Below are 17,030 nucleotides of genomic sequence, written 5' to 3'. Positions count from 1 at the left end.
GGGGACATGATGGGCGACTGGTTCGAACGGCTGACCGGGTTCGCCGAGGACGGTTACGAGTCCACCCAGGCTCAGCTTCGCGTCGAGGGCGACGAATTGGTGTCGGGTGTGAACGGCAAGCGGTACGGCATCGGTTCGTTGACAGTGCCGACACTGGCCTGCTTGCGGGATCAGATGAATAACACTCGAGGACAACGGACTTCGGTGAGCGCATTGATCGGTGACGCCCGGGCGTTGCACGCAGATCCTCGCTTCGAAGGCGCGTTGTTTCAGGTGGCGTCGCAGTTCAACCTGCTGGAGATGATCTCGCAGAACGTGACGCCTGAGCAGGGCGTGACGGGCTATGCCTCAGACCCCACCCAGGGGCCGGCATGTGCAATGGCGGCCGGGGCGGCGACGATCTATCGCAACTACTTCGTCCCGTTCGACGACGGGGTGGGCCAGACCGCGCGTCGCCAGGTGGACGCTCTGGCGGGTGTCGGTACGGCGTTGTCGGAACTCACCGGCCTTCCGGTCGGCGAGCTGTGGGAGATGCGGAACGGTTACGCGCTCTGCAGTCGAGAGGGCTTGACGGCGATCAACCCCGCTTTGGATGCTTCCGCGGATGTGATCGACACGCTGCGCGGACGGCTGGCGATCGGTCTTCACCGCAACGTCGAAGTCACAGATGTAAAGGGACCCGAGCGCCGGCTGGTGTCGCAGGCGTTCTGTTCAGCGCTGCCGCTTGGGTACTCGCGGTTGCAACGCGGCGAGTGGGACTTGTTCGCGCGGTTGGTGCTCGAGGCCACCTATGAGGCGACTCTGTTGGCCGCGGCCGAACAAGCCGGCGAAGGCGGGTCCAATATCGTGTTGTTGACTCGCGTTGGCGGAGGGGTGTTCGGTAACGAGGGCAGTTGGATCGACGATGCGATCGAGCGGGCGTTGAGTGTCGTCGAGGATGCCGGCCTGGATGTGTACATCGTGGGCCACCGTGGAGTCGAGCCCGGGGTGGTCGGCATCATCGATCGGTGGAACGCGCGGTCGCGGGAGGTGGGGCGATGATCGACTGGCTGACCGCCGTAGTGGCGCCGCTGAATGCGGTGGCCTTCACGCTGTGGGGTGATCCGGTGAGCTGGGCAGAGTTACTCGGCTTCCTCACCGGCGGGGCCTGTGTGGCTTTGACGGTCCGGCGCAGCGTTGCGAATTTCCCTGTCGGAATCGCCAACTCGGCCTTCTTTCTGGTGCTTTTCGCCTCCGCGCAGCTGTGGGCGGACTCGGGTCTGCAGATCGTGTACATCGCATTAGGGTTCATCGGGTGGTGGCAGTGGTTGTACGGCAACACTGATCGCACTCCCCTGCCGGTGCGCGCTGCGGGCCAGCGTCACCTGCTCTGGTGTGTGATGGCTCTTTGTGTCGGGACTGCTGTTCTGTACCCGCTCCTGTTGTGGGCGCGCGACTCAGCACCTTTTCTGGATGCGCTGACCACGAGTCTGTCCTTGGTGGCGCAATGGTTGCTCAACGGCAAGTGGATCGAGTCGTGGTATTTCTGGATCGCGGCCGACTGCATCTACGTGCCGCTGTACTTCAGTCGTGGGCTCAACCTGACGGCAGTTGTCTACATGCTGTTCCTTGCACTGTGTGTGGCAGGCTGGCGGGCGTGGCGCAGGGAGCTTGTCGTTGATCCGGAAAAAGTCGGAATCGCAACGTGACTCGCTTCGCCCATGGCCTGCTGATTGGCAAGTTCTACCCACCGCACCTCGGTCATCATGCGGCGATCCGTGCTGCCGCCGCGCAGTGTGAGCGGTTCACCGTGCTGGTGATGGCGGGCGCGTCCGAGACGATCCCGCTTGCCGATCGCCTGGCGTGGCTACGAGCTGAGCATGCGGGTGAACCGGGTGTGCGGATCATCGGCATCCGATGTGACGCTCCGCTGGACGTCAACGATCCGCGGGTGTGGGCGGCGCAGGTTGCGCTGATGGAGGCCGCGTTGCGCCACGCGGGTGAGCCGCTAGGGGTGGATACGGTGTTCTCAGGTGAGGGATACGGGCCGGAACTGGCGCGGTGGTTCGGTGCTGAGAGCGTGCGATTCGAGCGCGGCGAGTTGAGCGGCACGGCGGTGCGCCGCGACCTCGCAGGGCGGTGGATGGATCTTACGCCGGCCACTCGCGCCGGGCTGACGACGCGGGTGGTCACAGTCGGAGCTGAATCCACCGGCACGACAACCCTTTCCCGACTGTTGACTGAGCACTATGCCGCCCGCGGCGGCGCGTGGGCGTCGACGCAGTGCGTCGAGGAGTACGGGAGGGAGTACACACGGCTGAAGTGGGACGGCTCGTCAGGGTCGGAGCTCGTCGATCTGGTGTGGACCGTCGATGACTTCGATGCGATCGGCCGGGAGCAGACTAGGCGTGAGGAGGCGGCTGCGGCGGCCGGCTCCCCTGTCTTGTTCTGTGACACAGACGCATTCGCAACTTCCGTCTGGGAGCGGCGTTACCTTGGATCGGCGGCGCGGACTGGCCAGCCGTGGACTCGCGTACCGCCCAGGGCGGTGTACCTCGTTACGGATCACGAGGAAGTCGAATGGCACGACGACGGGATGCGGGAAGGTGATCTACGGATTCGGGAAGCGATGACGGGCTGGTTCGTCGACGCGCTCACGGCGGCTGGGCACTCGTGGGTGTTGTTGACCGGCAGTCTGTCTGAACGGCTGGACGTCGCGACCCGCACGATTGATCCGCTGCTTGAGCTTCGCGCTCGGTTTGGTGAGCCGCTGCATGGGCCAGGATTTGAGTCCAAGAGAGTAGTCGGGCCGACGTCGTCCCACTCTGGATAAGCGGCCGAGCGCCGATAGGTTCCGGTTAATTCCGACGCGTTGCCCACTCGACATGCCAAGCATCACGATGGGCATCAAACCCCATGGCTAGCCGCAGTATTCACACACTCCAGTTAAGGGCAGTTCGATACCGCAGTAGCAGAACTGAGTCGTTTTGCGTCTTGAGTCGCGGGAGCTGTCGCCCCGTGGACGAATCTCGTTGATCGGGTGAGCGACGTACCAGGTCCCGGTTCGTGAACTCGGTTCGCGGACCACTCCGCCACCGAGGACCTGGATGATCTCTTCTTCGGAGATGAAGCCGGTTGTATAGCCATAGTAGATATGAAGATCGGCCAGCGCGTCGCGTCTCACGGCGAGGACGTATGGCTTGCTGGACTCAACGCCCTTCACCCGATATCCGTCGATACCGATGGCGGACGTCAACCGACGGATGAAGTCGTGGTTCCCGACCGGAATACGCGCCTGCGACAACGCTGAGAGCAGGGACTCGTGACCCGGGTCATTTGTCGTCATCGGTCGTTTCCCACCTGAAAGTCGCCACCCACTGATACTTCGCCGTTGCCGACGGGTATGGCTCGCCGTCGGCCTCGACTCCTCTGATCACTTTTGCACGCAGCATCGCCTTCGGCGGGCAACCGTGGCCGCCGGCGGCGGTTGAGACCGCAGATATCCGACCCGTCATTTGGTTCGGGTGCTTTGTATTCATTGGGGCATCCACTCCGACCGACACGCACTTCGTCAGACACCGATAATCCGACCAGTCACGACTTTTCATGAACTTCGCCCGACACGGTCGCCACATAGCCGACAATGCGCTAGGCCGCCGACCATGCCGAAAGGAGGAGTGATGGCGCCAAGGATTTCGAAGGACGAGCGTCTCGAGCGCCTGGTCGCGACCTGCCGCCGACGCGTCGACTCGAATTCTGATGCTCCACGATCCTTGACACACACGCCCGACAGCTTGCTCGCTACTCTTGCGCGAGACGCCGGTTATCAGAGGATCTCCCCGAAGTTTCTTTCAGAGCTGGCGGAAAAGCTTCGGGCGGCAGGTTTGAGCACATTTCCCGATCTTGCGGACCCCACGATTGGCCGCTCAACGCGGATCTACCTATTCGACCGCAACCACCCAATCCAAGGCATACAGCCGTCTCGCTTTCTCTTCGAGGATGAGAGGCAGATGTCGCGATTCCTTACTGCCAACTTCGCGGCACTGTCCTACGCCAGAAAGAACGGTCTGAAACTGCGGGGGCCCGAAGTTCGCATCGCCGGAAACTGCATCATCGATCTGCTTGCGGAAAGCAGAAAATCGGGCGAACTAATCGGCTTCGAGCTGAAGGCCAGAGAAGCCGATGAACGGCTAGTCGCGCAGGCGAAGAAGTACATGACCGCACTCAACCAGCAGGCGAAGAAAGAGCACAGGCCAGGAGCCCAACTCTTGATTGTTACCGGGCAGCCAGATGAGTCGTTGAAAGACAGCATTCAACTTCTGTCCGAGAAGTATGAGGTTCCAACCAAGTGGTTGCTCTACAAGTTGTCCGTGGACCTCACCGATGCTCCGTGAACCTCTTTAGTTGGTGGGGCAGGAAGCGGTGCGCGAGACCGAGAACCGAAGACATTCGACACGCAATAGCGGAGACCGTCGCTTGATCGCGCTTTACCCCTCAAGCCATGGCACGCATCCGCTCACTTGCCCATGACAAAAAGCCAGCGCGGCCTCCTGCTACCGAGGTCGATTGCTTATATAAGTCAGTCAGAACACGCGACGGTGAGACCCTTCTTCGGTTCGCCACGCTGGGCTCAGATTCACGCAAATTGGAACCCAAGCCGAGCCAAATAATTGAACTTGATGAGCCGATGGCAGTTCTTGCGGGTAATACTCGAAATTTTTCCTGCCGCGCTTCCTTAGGCGAAGCTTACGATCACGTGGGCTGATCACCTCTGCGCCGCACATGCGAGATGAACCGCGTGCGGTGGGGCGCCCGTTCTGGGCTAGCAGGCAAGCCAAGCTCTGCACTGCGAAGTGCCGTCGTTTGTCCGACGTCACAAGTATGGTCCGCTAAGTAGTTTGGTCATGCGCACACCCGGGGGAGGAAGTCATGGACGCGTTTGGGGTCCTTAAGGAGGTCCTCGACGACTATCAGGACTTCGTCAAGGGCTTCCTGGAGATCAAGGACGATCAGATTCGCGGCAAGGTGGAGGCCGAGATCTCCGACGGTCTTCTGTGGCCGGAACCCTGGCTTGCGCTCAACCCGGCGTTCGAATCCGGCGGCACAGCGCGCGAGCTTGCCCAGCGCGGCGTCCTCGACCCGAAGGCAGCTGACATCTTCCGCACCCCAGACGGTACGGGCATCGCCTTTCATCGGCACCAGGCGGACGCCTTCGAGATCGCCAACCGCGGCGAGTCCTACGTACTGACTACCGGTACCGGCTCCGGCAAGTCCATGTCCTACATCGTGCCCATCGTCGACCGGGTACTTCGGGAAGGCACGGGGCAAGGGGTCCGAGCGATCATCGTCTATCCGATGAATGCCCTGGCCAACAGCCAACGCAACGAGCTCGAAAAATTCCTTGGGAAGACGAACCCCAAGGTCAACTTCGCGAGATACACCGGTCAGGAGAACCGGGAGGAAAGGGAGCAGACTCTCGCTTCTCCCCCGGACATCTTGCTGACCAACTACGTGATGTTGGAACTGATGCTGACCCGCCCCAAAGAGCGGGAGAAGCTCATCAGCAGCGCCGCGAACTTGTCGTTCCTGGTTCTCGACGAGCTGCACACCTATCGCGGACGGCAGGGGGCCGATGTGGCGATGCTCGTCCGCCGCCTGCGCGGCGCGGTCAGCTCCAACGCGGTGCAGTGCATCGGTACCAGCGCCACACTCGCCGGCCCGGGCACCAAGGCAGAGCAACGCCAGCAAGTGGCCGAATTGGCAACAAGAATCTTCGGCGTCGAAATCCCGGCAACCAACATTGTCGGGGAAACGCTCCGGCGCGCCACGACCGGCGAGCTAGATCCGACAGCACTGAGAGCAGGTCTACAAGCCGAGACGCCGAAGGAGTGGACCGAGCTTAGGACGGACCCGCTGGCAGTTTGGACTGAACAGCACTTCGGTCTCGACATCGACGACGAGGGCAAGCTCGCGAGACGGCCGCCGTCGAAGCTCAAAGATGCTGCAGCGAAACTGCACTCCGAGACGGGCGTCGACGAGACAGCCTGCCGAGGGAAGCTGCAAGAGCTGCTCCTGGCTGGCTCTCGCGCCCGGGACCCGCAAGGCAGGTCGCTGTTTGCGTTCAAGCTGCATCAGTTCATCGGCAAGGGCGACACCGTCTACACAACCCTGGAGCCGCCGGCGAAGCGCTACCTGACCACCCAGTACCAGCGCAGCGCACCCAATCGACCTGCCGGGCAGCCGCTCTTCCCCTTAGCCTTCTGCCGCGAGTGCGGCCAAGAGTTTCTTGTCGTGAACCTGGAGCGCGGTGGAGAGAGTTTCAGCCCCCGAATTCCGAACTCCGATCTCGTCGAACACCCCGATGCCGATGGTCTGTTACTCCTGACCGAGCAGCCCTGGCCGGATCCACAAGATCCAGCCTTGCTAGAGCTTGTTCCCGAGGACTGGGTCGTGGCCAGCGGGACCGGTCAGGTGCTCGACAAGGCACGAATCCCGAAGCTACCCAATTCGCTACGCGTTGATGAATTCGGGACCATCACCGACGACGGCATGCCGGTGGCGTTCTTCGAGAGGCTCGAGTTCTGCCCCTCGTGCAAGACAACGTACGAAAGTGCCCGGCAGTCCCAATTCTCCCGAGTCGCCAGCCTTGGCACCGAAGGGCGCGCGAGCGCAGTCACGGTGCTGTCGCAGTCGATTGTCAGAGCCCTCCGCGAGGAGTCAAACCTCGATAGTGAAGCGCGAAAGTTCCTGGCGTTCAGCGATAACCGGCAGGATGCCAGCCTTCAGGCTGGCCACTTCAATGACTTTGTGCTGGTCGGGTTGATCCGCTCCGCCTTGTATCGCGCTGCCGTCGACTACCAGGAACACCATCCTGGCGAACCTCTGACCGACGAGAACCTCGGCCCCGAAGTGGTCAAGGCACTCAGCGGTAACAGCCTGAAGTTCTTTGCCCGCGATGAGGAAACCGCCGACGAGCACATCCCGCGCAAGAAGATCGCTCGCGCGCTGCGCGATGTTGTCGCCTACCGGCTGTGGGCCGATCTCAAGCGGGGCTGGCGAATTACGATGCCCAACCTGGAACAGACCGGTCAGCTGCGCCTGTCGTACGAGGGAGTGGAGGAACTTGCCGCAAGCGACCACAAATGGGCAAGTTGTGGAGAACCTCTCGCGAGCGCTAACGCCGACACACGGCGTGAGGTGATGCACGTACTGCTCGACGAGTTGCGACGAAACCTGTGCATCGACACTGACTTTCTCACCGAGGATAAGTTCGATGCAATCGGGAGGGCGAGCAGGGAATGGCTGAAAGACCCGTGGGCAATCTCCCAAACCGAGCAAGCAACCTACAGCGGCCTTGCGTATCCCGGTGGCCGACCCAAGGGAGCGGCGGGGATCGGCGCCGATCTCTACCTATCAGGCCTCGGCGCGTATGGACGCTGGCTGCGACGCGCGAGTCGCTTCCCCGGCTTCCAGCACACGCTCAAGACCAAGGATGCCGACGCGCTCATTGAGAATCTGATGGACGTCATGGCCAGCGCCGGGATCCTCTTACGCGTTCCGGTTCCGAAACGTCCCACGGGTTACCAGCTTCGGGCCGATCTCATCGCGTGGCATCCCGGCAGCGGTGACCATCGCGCGCCGGACCCTATCCGCAGCAATCAAACTAAAGGAAGGGTCAACCCGTACTTCCGTGCGCTCTACGCCGAGACCGCCAAAGCGCTTGTCGGTCTCGAGGCCCGTGAGCACACAGCACAAGTCGAGCCGGCCAAACGCCAAAAACGGGAAGAAGAGTTCAGCGAAGCTCGATTGCCAGTGCTGTACTGCTCCCCCACCATGGAACTCGGCGTCGATATCAAGAGCCTCAACGTTGTAGGCATGCGCAATGTCCCACCCACACCCGCCAATTACGCGCAGCGTTCCGGGCGAGCGGGAAGGTCCGGGCAACCCGCCATTGCCCTGACATACTGCGCCACGGGAAATGCACACGACGCCTACTACTTTCGGCGCAGTCAGGACATGGTGGCCGGGGCAGTTGCCCCGCCACGACTGGAGCTCGGCAATCAGGATCTGGTCCGCGCACACGCCCACTCGATCTGGCTGGTCAAGTGTGGACTAGATCTCAAGGCGAGCATGGTCGACCTCCTGGAGATTGACCAGCTCGGCCAACCCCTGCGCGCCGAGGTGCTTTCGACGATCAACTCGCAGTCGAGCCGCAGCGCCGCCATCGCCGCAATCACTGACGTCCTCACCGCGACAACCGAAGTCACGTCAGCCCCATGGTGGACGGACAACTGGATTGCCGACACTGTCGATCAGGCACCCGGTCGGTTCAACCACGCGGCGGACCGTTGGCGTGGCCTCTACAACGAAGCGCAGACGGAGTTGGATCAGGCCAACACGACGCTGAAAACCATCGGCGCGTCGGAAAGCTCGAAACAACGCGCCCGTGGCCGCATTTCGGAGGCGCGTGCAGCACTCGATCTTCTCAAGGGTCAGGTCGACGACGTCTTGCAGGGCGACTTCTACACCTACCGCTACTTTGCCTCCGAAGGCTTCCTACCCGGCTATTCGTTTCCACGGCTTCCCTTGTCGGCGTTCATCCCGGCCGAACGGCGCACCCGCAGCGGCGGTGAAGGTGATTTCATCCAACGCCCCCGGTTCATGGCAATCAGCGAGTTCGGACCGGGCGCATTCATCTATCACGAAGGTGCACGCTACGAGGTCAACCGCGTCAGCCTGCCCGCACGGGACGACGGTACGGGCGTCCACATCACCGAAATCAAACGCTGCAGCAGCTGCGGATACCTACATGAGTCGACCGACCCCGATCTCTGCCAACACTGCGGTGCACCATTCGCGCCCGAAGCCACCATGGCGAACCTGATGCGACTCCTCTCCGTCAAGACCCGCCGGCGTGACCGGATCAGCGCCGACGAGGAGGAACGCCAGCGCGCCGGCCATGAAATCGTCACCACCATTCGCTTTGTGCCGCACGGAGTTCGAGCGGGTCAACTCACCAGCACCATTACCGAGGACGGCGTCGAACTCGGCACCATGACCTACGGTGACACCGCACTGATACGCCGGATGAACGTTGGCTTGCGCCGACGCAAGGACAAGGACGTCCGGGGGTACGTGCTCGACACTGTAGAGGGCCGCTGGTGCAAAGAAGCCGACCTCGCCAAGAACGTCCACGGTGAGGCACCCCGGTATCAGCGCGTCATCCCGCACGTCGAAGACCACCGCAACGCGCTGCTGCTACACCTGGACCCGACCATCGGCACCGACCAACGGATGGCGGCGATGTACGCGCTCAAGCGTGGAATCGAGGCCGTCTACCAACTAGAAGGCTCCGAACTTGCGGTAGAGGCACTGCCTAGCAACACCGGTGACCATGCCTGGTCCCGGCTGCTGTTCTTTGAAGCCGCCGAAGGCGGAGCTGGCGTGCTACGGCGTCTCGCTACTGAGGACGGACAACTGCGTCAGGCCGCCCGAAAAGCCCTAGAGATCCTGCACTTCGACCCCGATACCGGGGCCGACCTTAAACACGCTCCTTATGCGACCGAAGACTGCGCGCAAGCTTGCTATGACTGCCTGCTCTCCTACAGCAATCAGTGGGATCACCAGCACCTGGACCGACACAACGTCCTAAACCTACTCCGGCGACTCGCCTCATCGTCGGTGGCAGTCGGCGCCGGTGGTGAGGATCGCGCCGCCCAGCTGGAACGCCTCACCAAGGCGTGCGACAGCGAGCTGGAGAAGCAATTCCTCGCGCTGCTCGAACAGCACGGCTACCGGCTGCCCGACGACGCCCAGAAGATCGTCGACGGCTACTACGTCCGACCCGATTTCGCCTACCACACCGACGGGATGGACGTCGCGATCTTCATCGATGGGCCTGTCCACGACTCAGGGCACCAGCAGGAGAAGGATGAGCACGCACGCATGAAGCTTGAGGACGAGGCGGGATGGCTTGTGCTGCGCTTCCATCACGGCGATGCAGACGCGAACTGGCTCAACACCATCGCCGCACACGCCGGCATCTTCGGCGACGCGAAGGACAACGCATGACGACCCTCGACTATCCCGCCGGCAGTCTGGTCAACGCCCGGGGCCGAGACTGGCTGGTACTTCCCGGATCTCCCGAGGGCACTCTGCTGGTCCGACCGCTCGGCGGCCACGAACATGAAACTACCGTGTTGCTTCCGGACGTCGACCACTTCGCCGCAGCTACTTTCGAACCCCCAACCGTCGACGACCGTGGCGACGCAAGCCGAGCCCGCCTGTTACGCGACGCTCTGCGACTGTCGTTCCACGCCAGCGGCGGCCCGTTCCGCTCATTCGCAAGACTCGCCGTCACACCCCGCAACTACCAGCTCGTGCCGTTGATGATGGCAGCCAACCAGGATGTGACCCGACTGCTGATCGCCGACGGCGTCGGCATCGGCAAGACCGTCGAGGCCGGTCTGATCGCCGCGGAACTATTGGCCACCGGTGAAGCCCAACGCCTGGCCGTGCTGTGTTCACCACAGCTGGCCCCGCAGTGGCAGAGCGAGCTGCGGCACAAGTTCGGTATCGACGCGCAACTGCTGCTGCCATCCACCGTCAACCGCCTCGCGCGCACCGTTCCATTCGGCTCCAATGTGTACCAACACCATCGGTATTTGGTGATCTCCACCGACTTCATCAAGCAGAAATCGCGCCGCGATGAATTCGCCTTACACTGCCCGGAATTGGTGATCGTTGACGAAGCCCATACCTGCGTGGCATCCGCGGGGGTGGGCAAGTCGTCGCAGGCTCACCTGCGATATGCGCTGTTGCGCAAGTTGGCAGACGATCAGAGCCGCCACCTGCTGCTGCTGACCGCCACCCCGCACAGCGGAGATGACACCGCGTGGCAATCGCTGATCGGCCTGCTCGACAATCGACTCGGCGACCTCCCCGCCGATCTGTCCGGCCGCGACCGGGAGGATGACCGCAAGCTGCTCGCGAAGTTCATGGTTCAACGCCAACGAGCCGACATCCGCGAATACCTCAACGAAGACACCCCTTTTCCCGAGCGCGAGACCACTGAGACTGCTTACAAACTCACCGCTGGATACCGTCAACTCTTCGACGACGTGATGGACTACGTACGTGAGCAGGTCAGTGACCCCAAGCTCAGCGCGGTACGGCAACGCGTCCGGTGGTGGTCGGCGATCGCACTGTTACGTTGCCTGGCCTCCAGCCCGGCCGCAGCTGAACAGACCCTGCTCAACCGTTCGGCGGTCGCCGACACGGCCGACGAGACTGAGGCTGATGTCGACACTTACGCCGAACCTCGCGTGCTCGACACCGACTTGGACGACACGCTGGAAGCCGAGGACGTCGCCGTCGGCGCCGACACCAGCGGTTCGGACGAACCCGACACCAAAGCAATGCGGCGGCTCCGCGAATTGGCCGCCGCAGCGGCGGCATTGAAGGGCCCGCGTTCCGACGCCAAGCTCAAGCGACTTATCCTGCTACTGAAGGAACTCCTCGACGAGGGTTACCACCCCATCGTGTTCTGCCGCTACATCCCCACCGCGGACTATCTTGCTGAGCACCTCAGTTCGGCGTTGTCGAAGGTCACGGACCTTAGGATTGACGCCGTAACCGGAACGCTGCCACCGGAGGAACGCGAAACTCGAGTCGATGCCCTCAGCGCTCACGACGGCCCCCGCCTGCTCATTGCGACCGACTGTCTGTCGGAGGGTGTCAATCTGCAGGACGGATTCACCGCAGTCGTCCATTACGACCTGGCGTGGAATCCGACCCGGCACGAACAACGCGAAGGGCGCGTAGACCGCTTCGGCCAGCGGGCCCCGACGGTGCGGGCCGTCACCTATTACGGCGAGGACAATGGGATTGACGGCATCGTGCTGGAGGTCCTTATCCGCCGGCACGAGAACATCAAACGCAGCATCGGCGTCTCGGTACCGATACCTGTTGATTCCACAACCGTGATGAAGTCAATTTGGGAGTCGCTGCTGTTGCGGGGCAAGGCCGCCGAGCAGCTGACCCTCGACTTTGCCGACGCCACGTCGAAGTCTCTGGCAGAGCAGGTCGAGGTGGAGTGGGCCAACGCTGCCGAACGGGAGAAGGCGTCCCGCTCCCGGTTCCGGCAGGCAGGCCTGAAGCCAGACACTGTTGAACAGGCCCTCACCGAAGTCCGTCGCGCGCTGGGCGGCCCGGCCGACGTCGAAACCTTCACCCGCACAGCGCTGTCGCTAATGGGCGCCGCGGTCAGCGACACCGAAGATGGGTTCACTGCGGTCATCGACACTCTGCCGGCAGCGGTGCGCGATCAACTGCCGCCGGTCAAAAACGGCCGGATGCATTTTCACCGCTCCTTGCCTGTACCCGCCGGCCACAGTGTGCTGACCCGCACCGACACCACGGTGGGCGCGCTGTCACGGTACGTCCTCGACGCCGCATTGGACGCCCACCTCGATCCGGCAGCGCGGCCGGCACGCCGCGCAGGCGTGATGCGCACCGAGGCGGTCACAAAGGTGACGACTTTGCTGATGGTGCGGCATCGGCTGGAAATTTCTCTGCCCGGCTCGGTGATCCCCGTTACCCAGGTCGCGGAGGAAGCAACCTTCCTGGCATTCACGGCGACCGGAGACAGCCTGACTTGGCTGCAACAGGCAGAGGTCGATGCACTGCTGACGCTGAAGCCGTCGGGCAACGTGGACGAGTCCTTGGCGCGGATGCAACTGGGACGTGCGCTCGGCCGCTTCGATGCGCTAACGACTCATCTCTCAGCTGCGGGTAAGGACGCCGCGAAAGACCTGGTGTCCGAGCACCAGGCGGCACGCAGCGCAGCGAAGTCCAGCGGGCGCGCACCCACGGTGCGGTTTCTGCCGCCCGCCGATGTCCTCGGCATCTACGTGTTCTTGCCGGAAGGTACTGCCCGATGACTGCGCTGAACGTCTTCAGAGCCATCCGCGCAGTCGGCACGGCCCTACCATCCGAGGCGATCCCGCGGGCCAACGAGTTGCGGATGCCCGGCCAAAGCGCCGAGGCATACCAACTGCCGCCGGGGATGACGGTCAACGGTGCCATCGCCCGCGCCTGGGAAGCGATGCTAGCCGCGCACCGCAGTTGGCGCGCCGCACTGGATCGGCTACCAGAGGGCGACGCAGCTACGAAGCTCACGCGTGACAAGTGGCTGCTGCCGCTGCTGTACGAATTGGGCTGGGGCCGGCCCGATGTGGTCTCCGGTGGCCTGGCCGTGCCACCGGGCCTTGGCGAGACCGAGGCGCCGCACTTTCCCATCTCGCATCGGCTCGCCTGGCCTGACGCCGCAGACGCCGTTGCGTGGGTCCCGCTGCACCTGGTCGGCGCGGGCATCGACCTGGATGCGAAGACCCCTGGCGTCACTGCCCGCGCCCCGCAGGCCATGGTGCAGGACTACCTCAACCGGGAGGACCGCGCGCTGTGGGCGATCGTGTCCAACGGTCATCAGCTGCGCCTGCTACGCGACGCCTCCAGCCTCACCCGGCAGTCCTTCGTCGAGTTCGACCTCGACGCGATCTTCACCGACCAGCTCTACGCTGACTTCCGCGTTCTATTCCTCATCGTCCACGCCAGCCGGTACGCGCCCCGCCTGGACGACAAGGCCGCCAAAGCTGCTGTCGACGGCGAAGACTCAGACGGGGACGCTGAGGTTGAGACCGAGGCCACCGAGCCCAAGCTCGACAACTGCTGGCTTGAACGCTGGCGCACCACCGCCATCGATGACGGCGCCCGGGCGCTGCTGAACCTGCAGCACGGTATCGCCACAGCATTGCAGGAGTTGGGCACCGGGTTTGTCGCGCATCCCGCCAATGTGGCGCTGCGCGAAGCGCTGGCCGCGGCCACTGATGCCGATCGCGACCTCCAGCGGGCCTTGCTGCGCATCGCCTACCGGCTGATCGTGCTGTTCGTCGTCGAAGACCGCGATCTGCTGCACCGTGCCGACGTTCCCGAAAGCGCTCGCACCGTGTACGCGGACTTCTTCTCGACCGCACGGCTGCGGCGACTTGCGGGCGAGCCGATCGGTGGTTGGCACACCGACCTCTGGGAGGCTCATCAGATCGTCACCGACGCCCTATCCGGCGATGGGCTTCCCACACTCGGGCTCAGTGGGCTTGGCGCCAGCCTGTTCTCCCGGGACGCGCTAAGCATCCTTGATGGCGCCAAGCTGCCCAACCGAGCGCTACTCGCTGCCGTCCGGGCCCTCGCGCAGATCGACGACCCCGTCACCGGTCTGCCGCGGCCGGTCGACTACCGCAACCTCGATAGCGAAGAGCTCGGCGGCATGTACGAGGGGCTGTTGGCGTATACACCCCGATATCACGCCGACGAAAGGGCATTCACCCTCGACGTCGCCGTCGGCAACGAGCGCAAGAAGTCCGGTTCCTACTACACCCCCTCGGAGCTCATCGCTTTGGTCCTTGAGGAGGCGCTCGACCCACTGATCGACGAGGCCATCCGACAAGCCGATGCCGAACAGGCGATCCTGGATCTTACAGTGGTCGATCCAGCCTGCGGCAGTGGGCATTTCGTCGTCGCAGCAGCTCGACGTCTCGCCACAGCACTCGCCACCGTACGGACTGGGGAAACAGAACCCACTCCTTCGGCACTACGAGCCGCCACTGCCGACGTTATCGAACGCTGTGTCTACGGCGTGGACCTGAACGACTTGGCGATTGAGATCACGAAGGTGGCGCTCTGGCTGGAAGCCTTTGACCCCGACCGCCCGTTCCCGTTCCTCGACGCGCACTTCCGGGTCGGTAATGCCCTGCTGGGAACGACACCGGAGTTGCTGCGGCACAACATCCCCGACACGGCATTCGTCGCTTTGGGTGACGACGATAAGGAATGGACGAAAAAACTTAAGGCCCGCAACAAGAGCGAGCGTCAAGCCGACCAGGATCAGCTGACCCTCAGCTTCGGGTCCGAAACTCTCAATGTCGAGACCAGCCAATTCACCAAGGCCGCCCAGGACGCAGACACGGGCACCGTTGCCACGATTGCTGCGCTGCGAGCCCGCGCCGACGCTTGGCGCCGCTTAGAGGCCGACCCTGATTTGGTGGCCGCGAAACTCGTCGCCGACGCGTGGTGCGCGGCGTTCGTACAGCCCAAGACCGGGGCAACAACCTCGGGTCAGGGCGTCACCCACGCCGCCGTGCGGACACTGGCCGAAGCGCCGGAGTCGGTGCCCGACACGCTTATCGCCCAAGTCAACTCGCTGGCTCGGCAATATCGCTTCTTTCACTGGCACTTGGAATTCCCCGGCATCTTCACCGTGCCGGACGACGGCAGCGCCGACGCCGCGACCGGCTGGACGGGCGGGTTCTCCTGCGTCGTTGGGAACCCGCCCTGGGAACGGGTCAAGATCCAAGACAAGGAGTTCTTCGGCAACGCAGGCCGAGCCGACATCGAAGGCGCGGCCACCGCAGCGATCCGCAAGAGAATGATCGACAAACTCGTCGACGACGACCCCGACCTCTATCGGGCCTACCTCGCGGCGTTGCGGCAGTCGGACGGCACCGCACATCTGCTGCTGAAGAGTGGTCGCTATCCTTTCACTGGGCAGGGCGACGTCAACACCTACAGCGTTTTCGCCGAGACGATGCGAACGGTCGCCGGCCCCGGCGGCGCGGCCGGCATCATCACCCCTACCGGCTTGGCAACCGACAAGACGACCGCGCCGTTCTTCGCCGACACCTTGAGAAACCACAGGCTTTACGCGTTCTATGACTTCGAGAACGAAGCCAAGATTTTTCGCGACGTGGACCATCGTGTCCGATTCGCGATCACAACCATGACCGGGACACACCGGACGGTTCGTCGCACCAAGTTCGCTTTTCTCAACCGCCACGTTTCCGATGTGCCCGAGAAGCGATTTCAGCTGGCCGCCAAGGAGGTTCTCGCGCTCAACCCGAACACCGGCACGCTGCCGATGTTCCGGAGCCGCAAGGATGCCGATATCACGCTAGGCATCTACTCGCGGCACCCCGTTCTCATTCGGGATGACGATCCCGACGGCAACCCCTGGGGTCTCTCGTTCGCGCGACTGTTCGATATGGCGAACGACTCCGGGCTGTTCCACACCGCAGACGACCTCGCCGACGCAGATTTCAATGGCTGGTCCTACACGCGTGGGAAGACCGAGTACGTGCCGCTGTACGAGGCGAAAATGCTCAGCCACTTTGACCATCGGTTCTCCACATACAAGGGCGCGACTCAAGCGCAGTTGAACGTCGGGTCTCTCCCGAGGCTGACCGATGATCAGCACGACGATCCTCATCTGGAATCTCTAGCGCGGTACTGGCTGGAGCGGCCGAAAGTAGCTGAATACTTGCGCCGAGACTGGGAGAGAAGCTGGCTCTTCGGGTGGCGCGATATCGCAAGATCGAGTGACTCGAGGACGATGGCCCCCTCAGTGCTGCCCTACTCAGCTGCAGCTGGTGGGTTCCCGCTGGCAATTCTTGAAGATGCCTCTAATGTGCCTCTGCTTCAAGCAATTTGGACGACATTTGCGTTTGACTACATAGTTCGACAGAAAAACGCGGGTACCCACCTCAATATGACACTGATGCGTCAGATTGCCTGTCCGCCGCCTGAAGCATTTAGTCAGCCCACTCCCTGGCTCCGATCAGTTGAGCTGGCCGCGTGGACTCGTCCGTATGTTGTCGAGTTAGCCTATACATCCTGGCGGATGAAGGAATATGCGCAAGACATGCACGACGCAGGACCACCATTCCGCTGGGTCCCAGAGCGTCGAGCGCTGCTGCGCGCAGACCTAGATGCTGCATTCCTACACCTTTACGGGCTCACGAGAAGCGATTCCGAACATGTCCTTGACTCGTTTCCGATCATCCGCAGATATGAGGAGCGCGATCTGGGTGAGTATCGCACCCGCCGTCTCGTTCTGGACGCGTACGACCGCATGGCAGAAGCAATCGCCAACGGCGGCAACGGCTGGAAGCCGCTCGCAGATCCGACCGCCGGACACGGACCCCGCCACCCCGAATAGTCAA

8 protein-coding genes are annotated in these 17,030 nt (G+C 62.9%); 7 read left to right on the top strand and 1 reads right to left on the bottom strand.

All coding sequences use genetic code 11. The annotated features are described in order from the left end of the window. The first annotated feature begins 9 nt into the window (after positions 1-9). Genes AB4879_RS21640 through AB4879_RS21630 form a run of 3 tightly spaced genes read left to right on the top strand, consistent with a single transcriptional unit; the run spans position 10 to position 2,812 of the window. Entirely contained in the window at positions 10-1,041 is a 1,032-nt protein-coding gene (locus AB4879_RS21640; RefSeq protein ID WP_370509214.1) for a hypothetical protein, read from the top strand. After that, positions 1,038-1,688: a nicotinamide riboside transporter PnuC gene (gene pnuC, locus AB4879_RS21635; RefSeq protein WP_370509213.1), complete on the top strand. Its 651-nt coding sequence runs from the start codon at positions 1,038-1,040 to the stop codon at positions 1,686-1,688. Before AB4879_RS21640 ends, pnuC begins: the two co-directional genes overlap by 4 nt. After that, positions 1,685-2,812, top strand: coding sequence for an AAA family ATPase (locus AB4879_RS21630; protein WP_370509212.1), 1,128 nt, complete (start codon positions 1,685-1,687; stop codon positions 2,810-2,812). The genes pnuC and AB4879_RS21630 overlap by 4 nt, the downstream gene beginning before the upstream one ends. A gap of 87 nt (positions 2,813-2,899) precedes the next feature. On the opposite strand, the gene AB4879_RS21625 is transcribed toward AB4879_RS21630, so the two are convergent. After that, complete coding sequence (locus tag AB4879_RS21625; protein ID WP_370509211.1) at positions 2,900-3,325, bottom strand: hypothetical protein; 426 nt, start codon at positions 3,323-3,325, stop codon at positions 2,900-2,902. A gap of 334 nt (positions 3,326-3,659) precedes the next feature. Between AB4879_RS21625 and AB4879_RS21620 the strand changes: the two genes are divergently transcribed. The 4 genes from AB4879_RS21620 (at position 3,660) to AB4879_RS21605 (ending at position 17,026) form a co-directional block, all read left to right on the top strand. Continuing rightward, positions 3,660-4,373, top strand: a complete 714-nt coding sequence (locus tag AB4879_RS21620) for a hypothetical protein (RefSeq protein ID WP_370509210.1) — start codon at positions 3,660-3,662, stop codon at positions 4,371-4,373. 535 nt (positions 4,374-4,908) lie between these two features. Beyond that, a complete protein-coding gene (locus AB4879_RS21615) occupies positions 4,909-10,050 on the top strand; it encodes a DEAD/DEAH box helicase (protein ID WP_370509209.1) in 5,142 nt (1,713 codons plus the stop codon). Next, positions 10,047-12,920 (top strand): helicase-related protein, encoded by a 2,874-nt coding sequence (locus AB4879_RS21610; RefSeq protein ID WP_370509208.1) that lies wholly within the window; start codon positions 10,047-10,049, stop codon positions 12,918-12,920. The genes AB4879_RS21615 and AB4879_RS21610 overlap by 4 nt, the downstream gene beginning before the upstream one ends. Next, positions 12,917-17,026, top strand: a complete 4,110-nt coding sequence (locus tag AB4879_RS21605) for a DNA methyltransferase (protein ID WP_370509207.1) — start codon at positions 12,917-12,919, stop codon at positions 17,024-17,026. Before AB4879_RS21610 ends, AB4879_RS21605 begins: the two co-directional genes overlap by 4 nt. Positions 17,027-17,030: the final 4 nt, after the last annotated feature.

This window comes from Mycobacterium sp. SA01, from assembly GCF_041287105.1.
Classification (GTDB): Bacteria; Actinomycetota; Actinomycetes; order Mycobacteriales; family Mycobacteriaceae; genus Mycobacterium.
Note: the sequence above shows the minus strand (reverse complement) of the source record. Positions and strands in the feature narration are given on the sequence as shown.